The organism is Leucobacter sp. UT-8R-CII-1-4 (genome assembly GCF_030010235.1).
Taxonomy (GTDB): Bacteria; Actinomycetota; Actinomycetes; order Actinomycetales; family Microbacteriaceae; genus Leucobacter.
This window is the reverse complement of record NZ_JASCRS010000005.1, coordinates 70,350-86,742: the sequence shown is the minus strand read 5'-3', so window position 1 is coordinate 86,742 and position 16,393 is coordinate 70,350. Positions and strand designations below refer to the sequence as shown.

Below are 16,393 nucleotides of genomic sequence, written 5' to 3'. Positions count from 1 at the left end.
TTGCGTTGTTATCCGAAGCTTACTCCTGCAGTACCGGGAGAGCTACGCATTATTGATTCCAGGGCTCAAGAATTACGGCTGACCAAACGGCAAAAGCTAGACAGCCGCTAGAGATTTACTGACCTTTGCGGCGCCCTGCACCGCGGGACCGGGTGATCCGGTAATCAATTCGATCATCAACCCAAGATTCAAGCTCAGCGTTCTCTTGAATCGAATCGGTCAACTCATTCGTAATGTGCTCGGTAACGAGCTCTAGCTGCTCAATCTTGCGCGCGCGATCAAGCACCTTAAAGTCGATGCGCAGCGCCTTCAGGGTTGCCCAACTCATCAGGAGTAGCACGACGCTAAACGGCAACGCAGTAGCAAGAGCAGCCGCCTGCAGAGACTGCAATCCACCGGCAAGCAGCAGCGCGATAGCTACCACTCCCTGCAGCAGCGCCCAGAGCACGCGCGACCAGGTCGGCGGGTTCGGGTGCCCGCCAGAGGCCAGCATGTCGACAACGAGCGATCCGGAGTCCGAAGAAGTAATAAAGAAGATCGCGATGAGTACGATTCCAAGCAGCGAGAAGATGGTGCCAAGGGGCAAATCACCCAGCACTTTAAAGAGCGCGCTTTCGACGTTTACTGCACCGTTCTCAACCAGGTCGCCCTCGCCAAAGAGCTGCCGGTAAAGACCGCTGCCGCCCATCACCGAGAACCAGAGAAAACCGACAAGTGATGGCACTAGCATTACGCCTGCGATGAACTCCCGAACGGTGCGCCCGCGCGAGATTCTCGCGATAAAGATGCCAACAAATGGCGACCAAGAGATCCACCAACCCCAGTAAAAAATCGTCCAGTTCGCAAACCAACTGGTTGCTTCGCCGCGCTGGTATGCACCGACGTCGAAACTCATCTGGAAAAAGTTTGCCAGGTAAAAGCCGATTGACTCGGTGAAGTTTTGCAACAAAAAGAGCGTCGGGCCAAGCAGCAAGACGCTCAGGAGGAGCAGGGTGGCCATCGAAAGGTTGATGTTCGACAGCCACTTCATGCCTGCACCGATGCCGCTCACAACCGAGAGCATCGCGATAAAGCTAATCGCGAGGATCAGCACCACAAGCAGGGTGTTGTCGACTTTGTCTACGATGCCAATCTCAACCATGCCTGCCGAGATTTGCTGCACGCCAAGTCCGAGTGAAGTTGCGACACCAAACACCGTGCCAAAAATTGCGAGTACATCGATGAGGTCACCCACCCAGCCCTTTACCCGATTGCCGAAAAGCGGTTCGAGTGACCATCGAATCGATACGGGACGGCCTCGGCGGTGAATCGCATACGCGACCGAGAGCCCGATCACGGCATAGATCGCCCACGGGTGCAGGCCCCAGTGCACGAACGTCTGAGCCATCGCGAGACCAGCAAGCTCTGCCTGCGAGCCTTCCCATCCGGGTTTCGGCTGCACAGTGGCATACGTGAGCGGTTCGCCAACGCCGTAAAAGACCAGACCGATGCCCATGCCCGCGGCAAAGAGCATCGCGAACCAAGACATCACACCAAATTCGGGCTCATCATCGTCACGTCCCAAGCGGATGCGACCAAGCCGTGAGAATGCGATGGATCCAGCGACCGCGATAAATAGCGCCACGATGATCATGTAATACCAGCCGAGGTTCGCCACGATCCAGTCTTGCACTGCGTTAAAGGTTTGGCCGGCGACCTTCGGCGCGACGATGGCAAACACCGACACCGCGAGAATTGTGATCAGTGCGGGCCAGAATACGCGTGGCGAAATCATGCCTTTGCCGATTCGTACTCCGTGGCGACGCAGTTTGGCGGTGATTTGAGCGTCGGTATCGTCTTCAGCGATCTGCACCGAGCGCGGCAGATGCACGGTTTCTGGCAACCCGGGCTCGGCAGGAATTGCCGCCGCAGCACCTGTTTCGGGCTGCGTCGCCTCAGCTTTATTCTCGTCCAACTCGCCGTACCTCACACACTCACGCAATATCCGACTCACCGATGGCGAGCCACTTCCTCATATACCTTCGCGCGCATCTGCCCGACACGCAAGGATATTTAGGTCACGATCGTGCGATATTTGCGGTGCTCGCGTCTGTAGCGCGCTTGAGGTCTGCCGGAGCGATCTCGATATCTAGGCCGCGACGGCCACCAGACACCAGCACTGTGCTGAGTTCGAGAGCTGTTTCGTCGAGCACGGTGCGCAGCTTGGTGCGTTGGCCAATAGGGCTAATGCCGCCGACGACATATCCTGTTTTCTTCTCAGCGAGCGCGGGGTTCGCCATCACGGCTTTGCGCGCACCGACAGCGGCGGCAAGTGCTTTGAGGTCAAGCTGCCCGGCCACCGGAACAATGCCGACTACCAATTGGCCGTCTGCCTCTGCGAGCAGCGTCTTAAAAATCTGCGCTGGATCAACTCCCAGCGCTTCGGCGGCCTCATTGCCAAAGTCGGTGACACTCGGATCGTGCTGATACGCACGAATCTCAAATGGAATGCCGAGTTTGCCGAGCAACACGGTTGCGGGAGTCGAGCCACCAGCTGCCGCCTGTTTTTTCGCCATACTTCTACCCTATCGAGTGCGTTCGTGTGGCTTCGGGGGTGTGTCTCACCCAGGAGGTGTGAGAGCTGTGCTTAATTGCCGAGCCTGCGTCGCAGCAATTCAATGCGCTGCTGCAACTGGGTGACACTAGCCTGGGCGACGGCCGGGCCGCCACAAATTCTGCGCAACTCAGTGTGGATAGAGGCGTGCGGATCACCACTCACCCGAGAGTACATTCCCACCAAGCTGTTGAGCAGCTTGCGCTGTTCGCCGAGGGTGCGATGCAGCGCCTGCGGAGCCTCAGCCTTTTCAGGTGCGTGCTCAAGAATGCCCTGCTTCACCGCGGACCGTTTTGCCTGTCTGGCTTGTCGCTGCAACAGCAAGGTACGAACTTCATGCGGTTCAAGCAGACCGGGCAGACCAAGGAAGTCGAGCTCTTCTTCGCTCTCAACCTCGGCATAACCGCCAAACTCAGCACCGTCAAAGACCGCACGGTCGAAGTGCGCATCAGAGGACAGAGCTTCGTACTTGAACTCGGCGGTGAGGTCTTCTGATGCCCGCTCCTCGCGTTCCGCCTCGGCCATGAGCGCTGCTTCGGCATCCCACATTTCCTCAGCACTGCCGACTGCGTCAAGCACGTGACCGCGTTGCTTCTCAAGCTCAGCAGCGAGTTGCATCAAGGCGGGAACATTCGGGATGAATACCGAGGCGACCTCACCCTTACGTCGCAATCGCACAAAACGGCCAATTGCCTGAGCAAAGAACAGCGGAGTCGAAGAGCTCGTCGCGTAAACACCGACGGCGAGACGTGGCACGTCCACACCCTCGGACACCATTCGAACAGCAACCATCCAACGAGTTTCCGCTTTCGAATACTCGTCGATTCGGTCGCTCGAGCCAGAGTCGTCAGAGAGAATCAGCGCAACCGGCTCCCCCGTCATCTGCTCAAGCAGCACTGCGTAGGCCTTTGCCGAAGAGTGATCGGTGGCAATTACCAGACCACCAGCGTCTGGAATGTTTTCGCGCACTTCAGTCAGGCGGCGATCGGCTGCTTGCAGCACTTTCGCAATCCAGTCGCCTGCCGGGTCAAGTGCGGTGCGCCAGGCTTGAGAGGTGATGTCCTTTGTGTTTCCCTCGCCAAGTCGCGCGTGCATCTCTTCGCCAGCTGAAGTCTGCCAACGCATTTCGCCCGCATAGACCATAAAAATCACGGGACGAACAACGCCATCCTCGAGCGCCCGGTCGTAACCGTAACCGTAGTCAGTTGCCGAAACCTTCGAACCGTCGGGCTGCGGCAAGTACTCAACGAACGGAATCGTGGCGTCATCAGAGCGAAACGGAGTTCCGGTAAGCGAGAGCCGACGTTTCGCGCTTCCGTATGCCTCACGAATCGCGTCGCCCCAGCTAAGTGCGTCACCGCCGTGATGCACCTCGTCGAGAATCACGAGGGTGTCTTCGCGTTCGGTCAGCAGTCGATGCTGCACCGGCTTCATCGCAATCTGAGCGTAGGTCACAACGACACCGTGATACCGGCGGCCATAAGCCGTGCCATCGTTGTTTGAGTAGCGCGGATTCAGGTGAATACCGCCCCTGGCTGCTGCGTCGGCCCACTGAATTTTCAAGTGCTCGGTGGGCGCAACGACAATAATCTGGGTGACCGTGCGATTAGCGCGCAGGATCGCGGCGAGCCTCAGCGCGAACGTCGTTTTGCCCGCGCCCGGCGTTGCGGAAACCAAAAAGTCTCTCGGCTGCTTCTCGAGATACTTACCGATCGCTTCCTCCTGCCACGCGCGCAGCGTGCCAGCGGTTCCCCTCGCGGCTCGATCAGGGTAGTTTGGCGGGAGGTGTTCAGCTGCACTCGTGCCCGGCAGGTGCAGGGCAGGGTCAGACTCGATCACGACGCTCTACACTAGTAGATACGGATGAAGTAATCGAAGGCACCGAGGAGGGCAACAGAGTGTCGGAAGAAAAAACCGAGCTTCCATGGTCACGTTTTGTCGCGATCGGCGACTCGTTCACGGAGGGTGTCGGTGACCCTGAAGCCGATAGCCCGGGCGGGCTTCGGGGCTGGGCAGACCGCTTTGCCGAAGTGCTTGCGACCATGGACGAAGACTTCGCATACGCAAATCTCGCCGTTCGCGGCAAGCTGATTCGGCAGATCACCGAAGAGCAGCTTGAGGCCGCCCTCGATCTTCGCCCAGACCTGGTAAGCATCTGCGCCGGTGGCAATGACGTGATCCGCCCTGGTGCCGATCCCGACGCTGTCGCAGTGCAGCTCGAATACATTTTGCGCAAGCTCCGCGAAACTGGCGCGACCGTGATCGTGTTTACCGGTGTTGATGTTGCGTTTCAGCCGGTGTTCCGTTCAATTCGCGGCAAGGTTGCGATCTACAACGAAAACGTTCGCAAGGTAGCTCAGCGTCACGACTGCATCGTGGTTGATCAGTGGGCCATCGAGCAGCTGCAGGATCCTCGCTACTGGGCAGATGATCGCCTGCACCTCAACTCGCTCGGCCATCACACTATTGCGAAGGCTGCGCTTGACGCGCTCAACGTACCAAACGACCTCAAGCCGCTTGATCCACCGCCGCTGCCACAGCAGAACTGGCGGCAAGCTCGCCAAGAAGACGTGGTGTGGGCGCGCGAACACCTCGTACCCTGGGTACTGCGACGCATTAAGCATGTCTCATCGGGCGACAATATCGTTGCAAAACGACCTGAACCTGGCGCCGTGAAGAGCGTAGACTGAGACACATGGCCAGCATTACGAAGCAGATTGCAGACACTGTCACCTCAGTTGGCGTTCACGCCGCTTACGGTGATCCGGTAGACCTCGACGGCACGACTATCGTGCCGGTCGCGATCGTGAGCTACGGCTTCGGCGCGGGCGAAGGCGTTGAGGGCGAAAACGGCGAACCAGCCACCGGCGGGGGTGGCGGCGGTTTCGCTTGTCCAACCGGAGCATACGTGACCCGCGATGGTTACACCCGCTTTGAGCCAAACACGATCGCGCTACTCACGGTGGGTATCCCCTTCGTGTGGGTCGCTGGTCGTTCGATCGCGCGCCTGATTCGCGCGTTCAAGCGCTAACAGTCGTTTTCGCGAGCCTCGGGTCGCCAGATCCAGGGCTCGCGCGGCAGTTTGCTCGGCGCAAAGCGCGACACGAGCTGTTCGAGGCTGAGTGACTCCCCCGCAGATATGAGTCCAAGGGACGTGGCGAGTTGATCGCGCACGTCTTCTGGCGAGATGCCTTCTTCTGCCAGGTCTTCAAGTGTGACCGCACCATCGCGTTTCGCGAGCCTCGCGCCGCTGGGCCCGAGCACCAGCGCGACGTGCGCGTACTCTGGGGTCGGCAACCCAAGCAGTTGCTGGAGCAGTATTTGCCTTGGCGTTGAGGAGGCAAGATCGTCTCCGCGCACAACCTGGTCGACACCCATGTCAGCATCATCGACCACCACTGCGAGGTTGTAGGCGATCGCGCCGTCACCCCGTCGCAGCACAAAATCGTCGATTGCCGCGGTGACTTCACCAAGCAGCAGATCGTTGAAAGACATTTCGTGCAGATCGGTACGCAATCTGAGAGCCGGTTCACGCGGAGCAATCGCCGCCCGCGCCGCCGTTCGCTCTGCTTCACTGCGGTTGCGGCAGGTTCCCGGGTAGGCACCTGGCGCGGCATGCGGAGCGCTTGGCGCTTCAAGAATCTCTCTGCGAGTGCAGGTGCACTCATACACGAGACCCTGAGAGGCAAGTTCTGCGATTGCCGCTTCGTGCCGCGTGCGCCGTGCGGTCTGGTACACCGGCGCACCATTCCAATCAATGCCAATGGCAGCCAGCTCGGCTAGCTGCTCATCAGCAGCACCAGCGTCTCGGCCACGATCCACGTCTTCGATACGCATCACAAAGTCTCGGCCAGTGCTTTTCGCAAACAGCCAGGCCACCATCGCGGTGCGCAGATTACCAAGGTGCAGCCTGCCAGAAGGGCTCGGCGCGTATCGGCCTGCTCCGCGAGTAGTCATGTCACAAGTTTGGCACAGCAGCAGCGGCAGTGAGGGGCGCCAAACGTTTCAGCTTTTCGCAACGCGCCCTGTGAGTTTTCGGGCTCTAACCTCCGATAAAAGCAGAAATCAGGGTTGGGGCTTCTGCACCCGAGAGCGCACGTCCGATGGTGCGAGCCTCATCGTGAAGGGACTCTACAAAGCTGCGCCCATAGGCTGCACGCACCAATCGTTTCGCTTGACCGCGAGCGTGGGGCGCATGGTTTGCGATTACCAGGGCGAGCTCTTCAGCCCGGGCGAGCACCTGGTCATCAGGCACTACCTCAGCCACGAGACCCCAGTCGAGTGCCTCTGCTGCACTCAGCATTCGATCCTGCAGCACCAGTTGCAGGGCGCGACGCTCACCGATGGCACGGGCAAGTAGCGCGGTGACGGTGAGATCCGGGGTGAGTCCGAGTTTCGCGTAGATACTGCCAAGCTTTGAGCTTTCACCCACGATCGCGTAATCGCTATTGAGCAGCACGCCAAGCCCGCCACCCGCTGTCGTGCCGTGAGCCGCAGCGATTACGGGAATGTCTGATTCGAGCAGAGCTCGCTGACCTCGATTGATGAGGTGAGCGAGTTCGACTATGTGATCCTCGCTGAAGCCAGCGGTTGCCATCGCCCGCACATCTCCACCGGCACAAAATGCCCTGCCCTTGCCAGAGAGCACAATCACGCGCACATCATCTCGCGCGACGATTTCGGTGGTGACCTTCGCCCAGGCTTCGGCGGTGTCTTCGCCGAAGGCGTTCAGCTTGTCTGGGCGGTTCAGAATGATTCTGGCGATACCGTCGGATACTTCGCTCAAGATCGAGTCGTTCATGCAATACACCTCTCGCTGGTGCGACCCCGCCCTGCCACTGTGCAGTCACGAGTGCAAAAATGCCGCTAGTAGCGATCGTATCCCGGAAATCTTGAAGCATGATGGACCGTTTCGCACTCAGTTGCGGCATTCTTTGGTTCATTGTGCACGCCGAATGAGATGATCGGTAGATGCGTATTCTCTCGATTCAGAGCTCGGTCTCGTATGGGCACGTCGGTAATTCCGCTGCGGTATTCCCCTTGCAGCGAATTGGCCACGAAGTTATGCCCGTCTATACCGTGATCTTCTCGAACCACACCGGGTACGGCGATTGGGGTGGGCCAATGCTCACCGGCGACAACGTTCGCGACGTAGTACGCGGAATCGACGCGCGCGGTGGCCTCGACGATGTTGACCTCGTCTTGAGCGGATATCAGGGTGGCAACGATATTGGCGATGCGATTCTTGATGCCGTTGCACTCGTGAAGGAGCGCAATCCACAGGCGCTCTACGCTTGCGATCCCGTTCTTGGTAGCGCGGCTTCCGGCTGCTCTGTGGCCCCTGAGGTCCAGTCGTTGATCCGTGACCGCGTTGTGCCGAAAGCTGATCTGATTACGCCGAACCAGTTTGAGCTCGGGTTCATCACTGGTACGGATCCGCACACCATCGAAGAGACGCTTGTCTCGGTCGATCTGGTGCGTGCGAACGGCCCGAAGAACGTCCTCGTTACCAGTGTGCTCCGACCGGATCGCGAAGAAGGCACCATCGAAATGCTGGCAGTGACTGAGGCCGGCGCTTGGATCGTGCAAACACCACTGCTGCCTTTTAAGGTGAATGGCTCTGGTGATGTCACTGCAGCACTGTTCTCAGCCCAGCTGCGCGAGTCCGGCGATGCTGCGGCTGCCCTCGGCCGCACCGCCGCCAGCGTGTATGAGCTGCTCGAAAACACTTTGAACGCTGGATCGCGCGAACTGCAGTTGATCGAATCTCAAGACGCATACGTGTCACCGAAGCACAGCTTTGAGGTGATTCAGGTACGGTAACGCTATGTCAGCAACACCGTACCTCGCCAAGCAACCTCACCGTGGCACGGTCATCGCCGCGTGCTGGGCGCTTACTCTCGTGTTTGTGTTGGGCGGAGTGTTCGCGGCAAACGGTGGCGCTCCAATTGGCCCCGATGCCTGGTGGCACGAGGCCATCGGGGTGCAGCCTGGCACTGCGCTTGGAGGTTTCGCGTTTGCCCTCGCCAAAATCGGCAGCTCAGTGGGATCTGGGATCTGTGTCGCCATTATTGCTGCCCTATTGTTTTGGCGCAGGCAGACTCAGGAGGGATTGATCCTGGTGGTGACTGCGCTCACTGCCGTTGCCGCGAGTGAGGTCATCAAAATGGTGGTCGCAAGGCCGCGACCAGTCGATGCGCTGCTCGATCCGCCGGGTTTTTCTTACCCCTCGGGCCACTCGATGGGCGCGGCAATGCTCGCAACGACACTGTTTTTCTTGTTCACGAGATCTGCACGCTTTCGAAACGCTGTCTCGCCGCGTCTTGCCGTCACAATCGGCGCAGTGGCGACAGTCTGGGTGCTCCTCATGATGTGGAGCCGCACGGCGGTGCACGTGCATTGGCTGAGCGATACCATCGCCGGCGCGCTGCTGGGCTGGAGTGTTGCTGTGCTAGCGCGGGTCATCATGCTTCAGCTGATTGCTCGACGTGCAAGACACCGAGCAGTTGAAGCGCCAAGTGGCGTTTAGTATTCGCCTTTTACTACAAAGTACGAGCCGCGAATAGTTCCGGCTAGTTTCGACTTTTGCCTTGCCCATTTAAACGCTTCAAGTTCCACGGGCGGCTCCATACCCTCTGAAAGTTTGAACCCCACAGCGCGTTTTCCGCCAGCGGCGAGCGTGTACAGCACGTTTACGGCCAAGCCGTCTTCGTAAAAGACGTGGGTCCAGCGAATCGGACCCTGGTCGCCTGTGACTTCTAGCTCTGCCGCTTCGAGCGCCTTTGCTGTGATCACAATGTCACGCTCGTCGCTCAGCACCTTCGCGACGTAGTTCACGAGGTCTGGTCGTTCTTCAGCGCTATAGGTCTCGAAGGCTCGTTCAAACTTGTTTGAGAAATACCGTGCCTCATTGGCGCGAAGTCCCGCAAGTGCTTCAGCGACTGGCGATGATTCAAGCCCTACGGTGCTTACTTCTTTGAAATCTACGATGCTCATGCGTGCCTCAGTTCTCGTTCTTCACGGAGCAAATCTGAGCACCCATATTACGCCTGCTCAGCGCAGCTGCGATACACCGAGCTGATACCCCTGACCGCGAATTGTTCGAATGAGGTCTTTATCGGTTTTGCGGCGCAGGTAGTGCACATAGCTCTCAACGGTGGTTTCGCTCTCACCGTGCGCAAATACACGGGCGAGCAAATACTCCCGCGAAAACACTCGAGTGGGTTCAGCCGCAAATACCGAAAGCAACGCTGTCTCGGTATCGGTGAGCGTCACGCGCCCGCTATAGGGTGACACTATTTCACGATGGTCAGGGTAAAAGAGCCAGTCACCTATTTCGAGACACTGACCCGGTGATACATATTCTCGGGTGAGCGCACGAAGCCGGGCCGTGAGTTCCTCAAATTCAAAAGGCTTCACTAGATAGTCGTTTGCGCCCGCATCGAGCCCATCAACTCGGTCATGCACCTGGCCGAGAGCGCTCAAAATCAGAATCGGAGTGGCAACACTGCGTCGTCGAAATTCCTGCACGGCTTGTTCCCCACTCATGCCAGGCAGGCCTCGATCTACAATCATGACGTCAAACGGCTCCCGGATTGCTAGATCCAGCGCGTTCTCTGCTGTTTCTACCAGGGTGACGTGCCACTGAGGCGCGAGGACATCGCGAATAATTGGGCCTAGCCGGGCATCGTCCTCCACCAGGAGCAGACGTTTCAACGTTCGGCCTTCGTGGTGCCCGCGAGCGGCAGCGTCATTTCGAACACGGTGCCCTGGGGTCCCGAAGTTGCTACGCGCACGTCGCCGCCGTGAGACAAGCAGAGCTCTTGCACCAGCGCCAGGCCGATCCCAAGATTATTGCTTTTGCGCCGAGCAGCACCAGGTGTGTCGTTGCCATAGGCGAAGCGGGTGAACACCGCACGGTGGTCAATACCTTGAATGCCGCCGCCCTGGTCTGCCACGGTAACAACTGCGTGTTCTCGCATTCGCTCACCTGTCACTCGAACGGTGCTGCCAACTGGAGAGTGCTGGATCGCATTGTCTAGCAACGCAATGAGAGCCCGGCGCAACTGTGCTTCTGGCAGGGCCACAAAAGCGGGCGCGGCATCGCTCTCGATTATTACTCCTTGAGTTTTCGCGATCGCCACCATATCGGCAACGACGCTGGCGATCGTGGATTCGAGTTTGGCGGATCCCTCGCTATGTTCACCACGCGCGGCAGCCTCGAGCATGCTCGTGACGACCTCAGACATGATTCGGGTATCGGCGCGAAGCGCTTGCACAATCTCATACCTGGGATCGTCTTTGACGGTAAGCAATTCCAATTGCTGCGTGCGCGCGCCGAGTACCGCGAGCGGGGTGCGCAATTCATGGCTCACGTCAGCGACAAATCGACGCTGCAGGCGAAACGCTTCATCGATAGGCCGGACAGCGCGTTTCGCAATCAGGCGAGCCGTGATCCCCGAACAAATAGCGGCACCTGCAATCAAAAGTAAAAGCGCAAAAGCGAACTCACCCGGGTCAATTCGTACTTCAATTTCGTTGTCCTGACGCGGTTTCGCAAGCTCTGCCGGGTTGCTTTGCCAGAATACGAAGGCGAGAATCACCGCTCCACCGATCACAAAGAGCAGTGCGCAAACCGCCATCATTTGCCAGGTGATGGTAGAAACTGATCGCTGGTACACCCGCTCTTCCGGAGTGGTTCTTGTGAGGTCTTCTGCATTATTCGTCATAGTTCACCCGCTCGCCCCGCCTATCTCAGTGCTACTCACTCTGTCATGACGGCACTGCCAAGCGGCTGAACGCTGTCGTCGCTTCGCCCGGAATATTTGGCCTCTTCTCGAATACACGCGAGCGCCGCACCGACGGCCAAAAGCAGCGACACGAGGGAGGTGCCGCCGGCTGAGATAAAGGGTAAGGGCACTCCGAGCACCGGCACATATCCGAGCACCACCGCGATATTGATCATCATTTGCGCACCGATCCAAGCGGTCAGGCCGCCGAGCACGGAGATTGAAAACGGCATCACGCAGCGGCCCATCAGCGCCAAAAGCACCACAATCAGAGCCACGTAGAGCGCGATCACGGAGATCGTGCCGATCAGCCCTAGTTCTTCACCAATAATTGCGAAGATAAAGTCCGTTTCGGCTTCGGGCAGCCAAGACCATTTCGCTTTCGAATTTCCGACTCCCACACCAAACACGCCGCCACCGGCCAAAGCCCAAAAACCATTGAGCGATTGCCAACACATGTCGTTGGCATGTTCCCGGTTAGTGAGGCAATCAACCTCCATGAAGTGCAAAACGCGAAACACCCGATTGGGCTTAATCATGGTCATCACCGCGATCCCGAGAGCCGCTACCAGCGCAATACCGGCCAAAATGCGCAGCCGAATCTGCGAGAAATACAGGCAACCGAACACCAGCACGGCAAGCACCATCAATGTGCCAAGATCACCACCCAGCACGTTGATAAACATCGAAAGCGCAACGACCGGCAAAATTGGCAACCAAACATGCAACCACTTGGTCATCAATGGCTTCTTCGCCGCAATCACGCTTGAGACCCAGAGCAAGAGCACAAGTTTCATAAACTCTGCTGGCTGCATCGAAACTGGGCCGAGCCTCAGCCAATTACGGTTTCCACCAGCCTCATATCCAAGCGGTGAATACACCAGCAATTGCAGGCACAGCCCCAAAAACAAAAGCAACCAGGAGAGTTTGCGCAGTCTGGCGGTCGAAAGCCGTGCAAACACAACGAGCCCGGCAAGCCCGAGTGCCGCATAGGCACCCTGTCGCAGCATAGCTTCGATCGGGAATTCCCCATTGGCCACCGCCACAACCTGACTTGCCGACTGCACCATGATGATGCCGATCCCGACCAGCAGGAGCACGATCGCGATCAGTGCGAGAGTCAACGCACGAAGTGGGCCTCTGCCAAGTGACAGCACCCAAGACTGAGCGCTCTGCACACTCGGCAGCGACCAAACTCGCAAGCGATTCCCTCGCGATTCTTCAGTGTCGCCTCCGGCTGTAGTCATGCACTCAGTCTTTGACAGCTTCACCAAGAAGCCGCCAAGATTTAGAGAAAGCCGAGGTCAGTCAGGGTTTACCTCAGCATGTCGGAGCTAGAATCCAGTCTCGCCAAACTCACTCATGAGCGAGGCGGCCACTTCGCTCAACACCAGCTCGCCAGTGTTTGCGTCGTAATCGAACAGCTCACCGTGCCTGCCCCAAGCAATTGCAGTGGCAAGTTGCCGTTCAACCTCTTCTGGTCCGAAGCCGCGTCGCAGCAGATCGCGAAAAAAGTCGTCACGCAGTGCACCGTCATTGCTGTGTTCAAGCGCTGCCACAATGGTCTTCACGAGTGGCGCACGCCCAAGTGCAAACTCAGCAAACATGGTCTTTGAGCCGCCCACGCTCGCAGTTACCCAGGCCCGCCCGTCGAGAGTTAAAAAGGCCTGCGCCCCCTCGACTTCGAGCAGGCCGAGCATGACCCCCGCATCAACAAGCGGCAAAAGGTCATCAATTTCAAAAGACAGCTCATCGGCAAGGTCTGGAAGATCTGCTTGACCATCGTGCGCAAGAACAATCTCAACGAGCCCAGCAAGACCACCAACGCTTGCATCTGGCAGCGGGTGCGTCAGCGGGCCGGGTGAGCTCGCAGAGGCAGAACGCTCTTCACGGTCAGCGAGGATCGCGTAGAGCTGATCCACCGCCGATTCAAACGTCGGACTGCGACGGTCGCGCGGACGAGGCAGAAGAATCGGCACTTCCGCTTTGATACGTCCAGGGTTGGTACCAAGCACAAGCACCCGATCAGCAAGCAGCACGGCTTCTTCGATGTTGTGCGTCACAATACAGATGCATTTGGTTGGCACATCTGGTTGGTTCCACAGTTCGATCAGTTCGCCTCGCAAGTTTTCACTGGTGAGCACGTCAAGAGCTGAGAACGGCTCATCCATCATGAGCACATCGGGCTGCAGCACGAGTGCCCTGGCAAAACCAACGCGCTGCCGCATACCTCCAGAAAGTTCGCGCGGATACGCTCGTTCGAACCCTTCAAGGCCGATCTGCGCGATTGCGGCGAGCGCGCGGGCCTCTCGCTCGGCTTCGGGCACATTGGCTGCCCGTAGCCCGAGTTCGACGTTGTCTTGTACGGTGAGCCAGGGCATGAGCGCGAATGATTGAAACACCATAGCTGCTCCCGGGTTTGCACCGCGCAGAACTTCGCCTCGGTAGCGCACTTCTCCGCTGCTGGGCGCGATGAGCCCGGCGAGTGTTCGTAGCAGCGTCGATTTTCCTGAGCCTGATTTTCCGAGAATCGCCACCACTTCGCCCTCGTGAAGTGTCATGGTGACGTCTTTGAGTACCTGCAGCGAGCTGCCGTCCGTTGAGGAGAAGGTTTTATTGAGGTGCTCGACCTCAATCAGCGCTGTTGTCTGCTTGGCGGGCGCGTTGTTCTCGTGAAGATTCATCAGTTCACCTTCAGTTCAGGGAGGTTCTATGCTTGGCGAATCCGTATAGGGGGCGCCAGATCAGTCGGTTCAGCGCCACAACGAACAGGCTCATCACGGTGACCCCGATCAGGGTATTCGTGAAGTCTCCGGCGCTTGTGGCATCTGCGATGTATGAGCCGATTCCGTGTGCTCGAAGTGTGCTGTCACCGTAGCTCACGATTTCGGCGACAATTGACGCGTTCCAGGCTCCTCCTGCGGCGGTGATCGCTCCGGTTACCCATGAGGCGAAGATGGCTGGCCCGTAGAGAGTTCGCCATTTCTGCCGTCGGTTCAGCCGCAGGCTCGTTGCGGCTTCTCGTAGGTCATTGGGGATCGCGGCAGCTCCCGCGATGACGTTAAAGAGCAGGTACCACTGGGCGCCGAGTGCCATGAGGAAGATGCCACCGAGGTCCAGGCTCACTCCCGTGGAGATGAGCATCAGGGTGAAGAGAGGAAACAGGAAATTCGCGGGGAAGCTCGCGAGTATCTGCACAGTGGGTTGGGCGTATCGGGTGACCTTGGGGCTGAGCCCAATCCAGACACCTATCGGCACCCAGATGAGTGAGGCAAGCGCAACGACAACGATCACTCGAATGAGGGTGATTGAGGCTAGCCCGCTCGCCAGTACAAACTGGTCAAGCCCGGCATTGCTGCTCATATATCTGAGCATCTGGAAAAGGCCCAGCGCGAGCAGTATCGTCGCAAGCACCACACATACGATATCTCCGAGCCTGCGCCTGGCTGGGTCTAGCTGCAGTGGCCGGTCGCTTCGCCCAAGTGGCCTGGTGATCGTGTCCATTGCCGTGGCAAGCATTCTTGCTGTTTTGGTGGTGATCGCCGGGAGCGTTGATCTGCGCAAGATATCCAGCACGACGCTGCGTTGCAGATCTACCGTTTCAGTGTCTCCGGTGCGGAATCGTTCTGCCCACGCGGTGAGGGGCCGCCAAAACAGCACGTTCACGCTCAGCACCATCAGCACCATTACGGCGATGGCGAGCGCGAGGTGGCCAAGTTGCGCCTCTTGCGAAGCTGCGGCTACATAGGATCCGATGCCTGGCAGTGCGTACACCCGATTGTTTGCGCTGATCACTTCCGAGGCGACAAGAAAGAACCATCCACCACCGAAACTCATCATGCCGTTCCAGACAAGCGGGATCATGCCAGAGGGCAGATCCAACTTGCTAAAGCGTTGCCATCTGGTGAGCCGCAGATTGCGTGCTGCTTCGTCGAGTTCTTCTGGTTGGGTAATCAGGGATTGATAGTAGGCAAAGGTCATGTTCCACGCCTGGCTGGTGAAAATCGCGAAGATCGCGGCTAGTTCTAGGCCCAGCCCGGTACCTGGAAAGAGTGTGAGCCAGAATGCGATCGTTACCGAGAGAAACCCAAGCACCGGTACCGATTGCAACACATCGAGCAAAGGCAGCAGCACCATGCCCGCTCTGCGTGAGCGCGCCGCAAGGGTGGCGTAAACGAGCGAGAACACGACAGCGCAACCCAATGCTATGAACATGCGCAATAGTGAGCGCGCGGCGTAGTACGGCAGCTGCGTTGGATCAGTAGACACCGCTGCGGGTGCGGTGAGCTGGCTCCACGGGTCGAAGATGCCGTGTGAGAGAGCGAGCAACGCCCAAAAGGTGACGACAACAGCGATCAGCACCAGTGCGTCTATGATCAAACGACTTTTTGTCTGCAGTGCCGCGTCTTGCGGGGTGAACAAACGTGGAGTCGCCATGGCGAACTCCTTTCATTCACATCGTTTGGGGAGTCTGGCAGTGCTGGCTGCGGCTTTTCTCAGCCTAGCCGCCATTCAATGACTTGCGCACACATCAGAGTGTTAGATGATAGAGGAATGACATCGAGTGTTCCGAGCCAGGCCGTGACTGAGGCGCAGCTAAATGCTGCGGCTGCCACCTTCGACATGCTCTCGGCACCATCACGCTTACACCTGGTGTGGCTGCTCGCCTCTTGCGAGTATGACGTTTCGACGCTTGCCGAGCTCTCAGGCTCAAATGTTCCCGCAGCGAGCCAGCACCTCGCGAAGCTTCGCGCGGCAGGAATTGTGACCGCGCGCCGCGATGGGCGTCGGCAACTCTACCGCGTCGAGGATCCGCACATTCTCGAAGTGGTTGAGCAAATGTTCAGCCATATTGCACCGGATGGCACCCTCGCAGGCCAGTCAGATGTGCGCCGCCCACCCCGCCAACCGCGTTTTGAGCCAAGCCCGGTCTAACGCGATGGGTGCACCCGTTTCTTAGCCTCACGATGGGCTTTAAACCCCCGGTTTTGCCCGAGTTGTAGCGCTGCCG

Annotated in this window: 16 protein-coding genes; 5 read left to right on the top strand and 11 right to left on the bottom strand. The window is 58.4% G+C overall.

All coding sequences use genetic code 11. The annotated features are described in order from the left end of the window. Positions 1-115 precede the first annotated feature (115 nt). The 3 genes from QBL02_RS11970 to QBL02_RS11960 form a co-directional block, all read right to left on the bottom strand. Positions 116-1,900: a BCCT family transporter gene (locus QBL02_RS11970; RefSeq protein ID WP_282726930.1), complete on the bottom strand. Its 1,785-nt coding sequence runs from the start codon at positions 1,898-1,900 to the stop codon at positions 116-118. A gap of 157 nt (positions 1,901-2,057) precedes the next feature. Continuing rightward, a complete protein-coding gene (gene ybaK / locus QBL02_RS11965) occupies positions 2,058-2,555 on the bottom strand; it encodes a Cys-tRNA(Pro) deacylase (protein ID WP_282726658.1) in 498 nt (165 codons plus the stop codon). Positions 2,556-2,626: 71 nt separating this feature from the next. Continuing rightward, a complete protein-coding gene (locus QBL02_RS11960) occupies positions 2,627-4,432 on the bottom strand; it encodes a DEAD/DEAH box helicase (RefSeq protein ID WP_282726657.1) in 1,806 nt (601 codons plus the stop codon). Between the two features lie 59 nt (positions 4,433-4,491). Here QBL02_RS11960 and QBL02_RS11955 point away from each other — a divergent pair, with 59 nt between their 5' ends. Together QBL02_RS11955 and QBL02_RS11950 are read left to right on the top strand one after the other, a co-directional pair. Next, complete coding sequence (locus QBL02_RS11955) at positions 4,492-5,283, top strand: SGNH/GDSL hydrolase family protein (RefSeq protein ID WP_282726656.1); 792 nt, start codon at positions 4,492-4,494, stop codon at positions 5,281-5,283. A gap of 5 nt (positions 5,284-5,288) precedes the next feature. Next, positions 5,289-5,624, top strand: a complete 336-nt coding sequence (locus tag QBL02_RS11950; protein ID WP_282726655.1) for a spore germination protein GerW family protein — start codon at positions 5,289-5,291, stop codon at positions 5,622-5,624. Here QBL02_RS11950 and gluQRS read toward each other — a convergent pair. Next, a complete protein-coding gene (gene gluQRS, locus QBL02_RS11945; RefSeq protein ID WP_282726654.1) occupies positions 5,621-6,550 on the bottom strand; it encodes a tRNA glutamyl-Q(34) synthetase GluQRS in 930 nt (309 codons plus the stop codon). The genes QBL02_RS11950 and gluQRS overlap by 4 nt on opposite strands. 85 nt (positions 6,551-6,635) lie before the next feature. Continuing rightward, positions 6,636-7,394, bottom strand: a complete 759-nt coding sequence (locus tag QBL02_RS11940; protein ID WP_282726653.1) for an enoyl-CoA hydratase/isomerase family protein — start codon at positions 7,392-7,394, stop codon at positions 6,636-6,638. 170 nt (positions 7,395-7,564) lie between these two features. Here QBL02_RS11940 and pdxY point away from each other — a divergent pair, with 170 nt between their 5' ends. Together pdxY and QBL02_RS11930 are read left to right on the top strand one after the other, a co-directional pair. After that, positions 7,565-8,416, top strand: a complete 852-nt coding sequence (gene pdxY, locus QBL02_RS11935) for a pyridoxal kinase PdxY (RefSeq protein WP_282726652.1) — start codon at positions 7,565-7,567, stop codon at positions 8,414-8,416. A gap of 4 nt (positions 8,417-8,420) precedes the next feature. Further along, a complete protein-coding gene (locus QBL02_RS11930) occupies positions 8,421-9,122 on the top strand; it encodes a phosphatase PAP2 family protein (RefSeq protein WP_282726651.1) in 702 nt (233 codons plus the stop codon). Here QBL02_RS11930 and QBL02_RS11925 read toward each other — a convergent pair. The 6 genes from QBL02_RS11925 to QBL02_RS11900 all read right to left on the bottom strand — a co-directional run bounded on the left by QBL02_RS11925 (position 9,119) and on the right by QBL02_RS11900 (position 15,819). Then, positions 9,119-9,589, bottom strand: coding sequence for a phage tail protein (locus tag QBL02_RS11925; protein WP_282726650.1), 471 nt, complete (start codon positions 9,587-9,589; stop codon positions 9,119-9,121). The genes QBL02_RS11930 and QBL02_RS11925 overlap by 4 nt on opposite strands. A 57-nt stretch (positions 9,590-9,646) precedes the next feature. Next, a complete protein-coding gene (locus QBL02_RS11920) occupies positions 9,647-10,309 on the bottom strand; it encodes a response regulator transcription factor (RefSeq protein WP_282726649.1) in 663 nt (220 codons plus the stop codon). Continuing rightward, the gene (locus QBL02_RS11915; protein ID WP_282726648.1) at positions 10,306-11,322 is read right to left on the bottom strand and encodes a HAMP domain-containing sensor histidine kinase; all 1,017 of its coding nucleotides are present in this window, start codon (positions 11,320-11,322) and stop codon (positions 10,306-10,308) included. Before QBL02_RS11915 ends, QBL02_RS11920 begins: the two co-directional genes overlap by 4 nt. Positions 11,323-11,357: 35 nt before the next feature. After that, positions 11,358-12,629: an FtsW/RodA/SpoVE family cell cycle protein gene (locus QBL02_RS11910; protein WP_282726647.1), complete on the bottom strand. Its 1,272-nt coding sequence runs from the start codon at positions 12,627-12,629 to the stop codon at positions 11,358-11,360. Positions 12,630-12,716: 87 nt separating this feature from the next. Further along, the gene (locus QBL02_RS11905; RefSeq protein ID WP_282726646.1) at positions 12,717-14,066 is read right to left on the bottom strand and encodes a nitrate/sulfonate/bicarbonate ABC transporter ATP-binding protein; all 1,350 of its coding nucleotides are present in this window, start codon (positions 14,064-14,066) and stop codon (positions 12,717-12,719) included. 10 nt (positions 14,067-14,076) lie between these two features. Next, the gene (locus tag QBL02_RS11900) at positions 14,077-15,819 is read right to left on the bottom strand and encodes an ABC transporter permease subunit (protein ID WP_282726645.1); all 1,743 of its coding nucleotides are present in this window, start codon (positions 15,817-15,819) and stop codon (positions 14,077-14,079) included. A gap of 117 nt (positions 15,820-15,936) precedes the next feature. On the opposite strand from QBL02_RS11900, the gene QBL02_RS11895 reads away from it, so the two are divergent. Next, entirely contained in the window at positions 15,937-16,317 is a 381-nt protein-coding gene (locus QBL02_RS11895) for a metalloregulator ArsR/SmtB family transcription factor (protein ID WP_282726644.1), read from the top strand. Positions 16,318-16,393 lie beyond the last annotated feature (76 nt).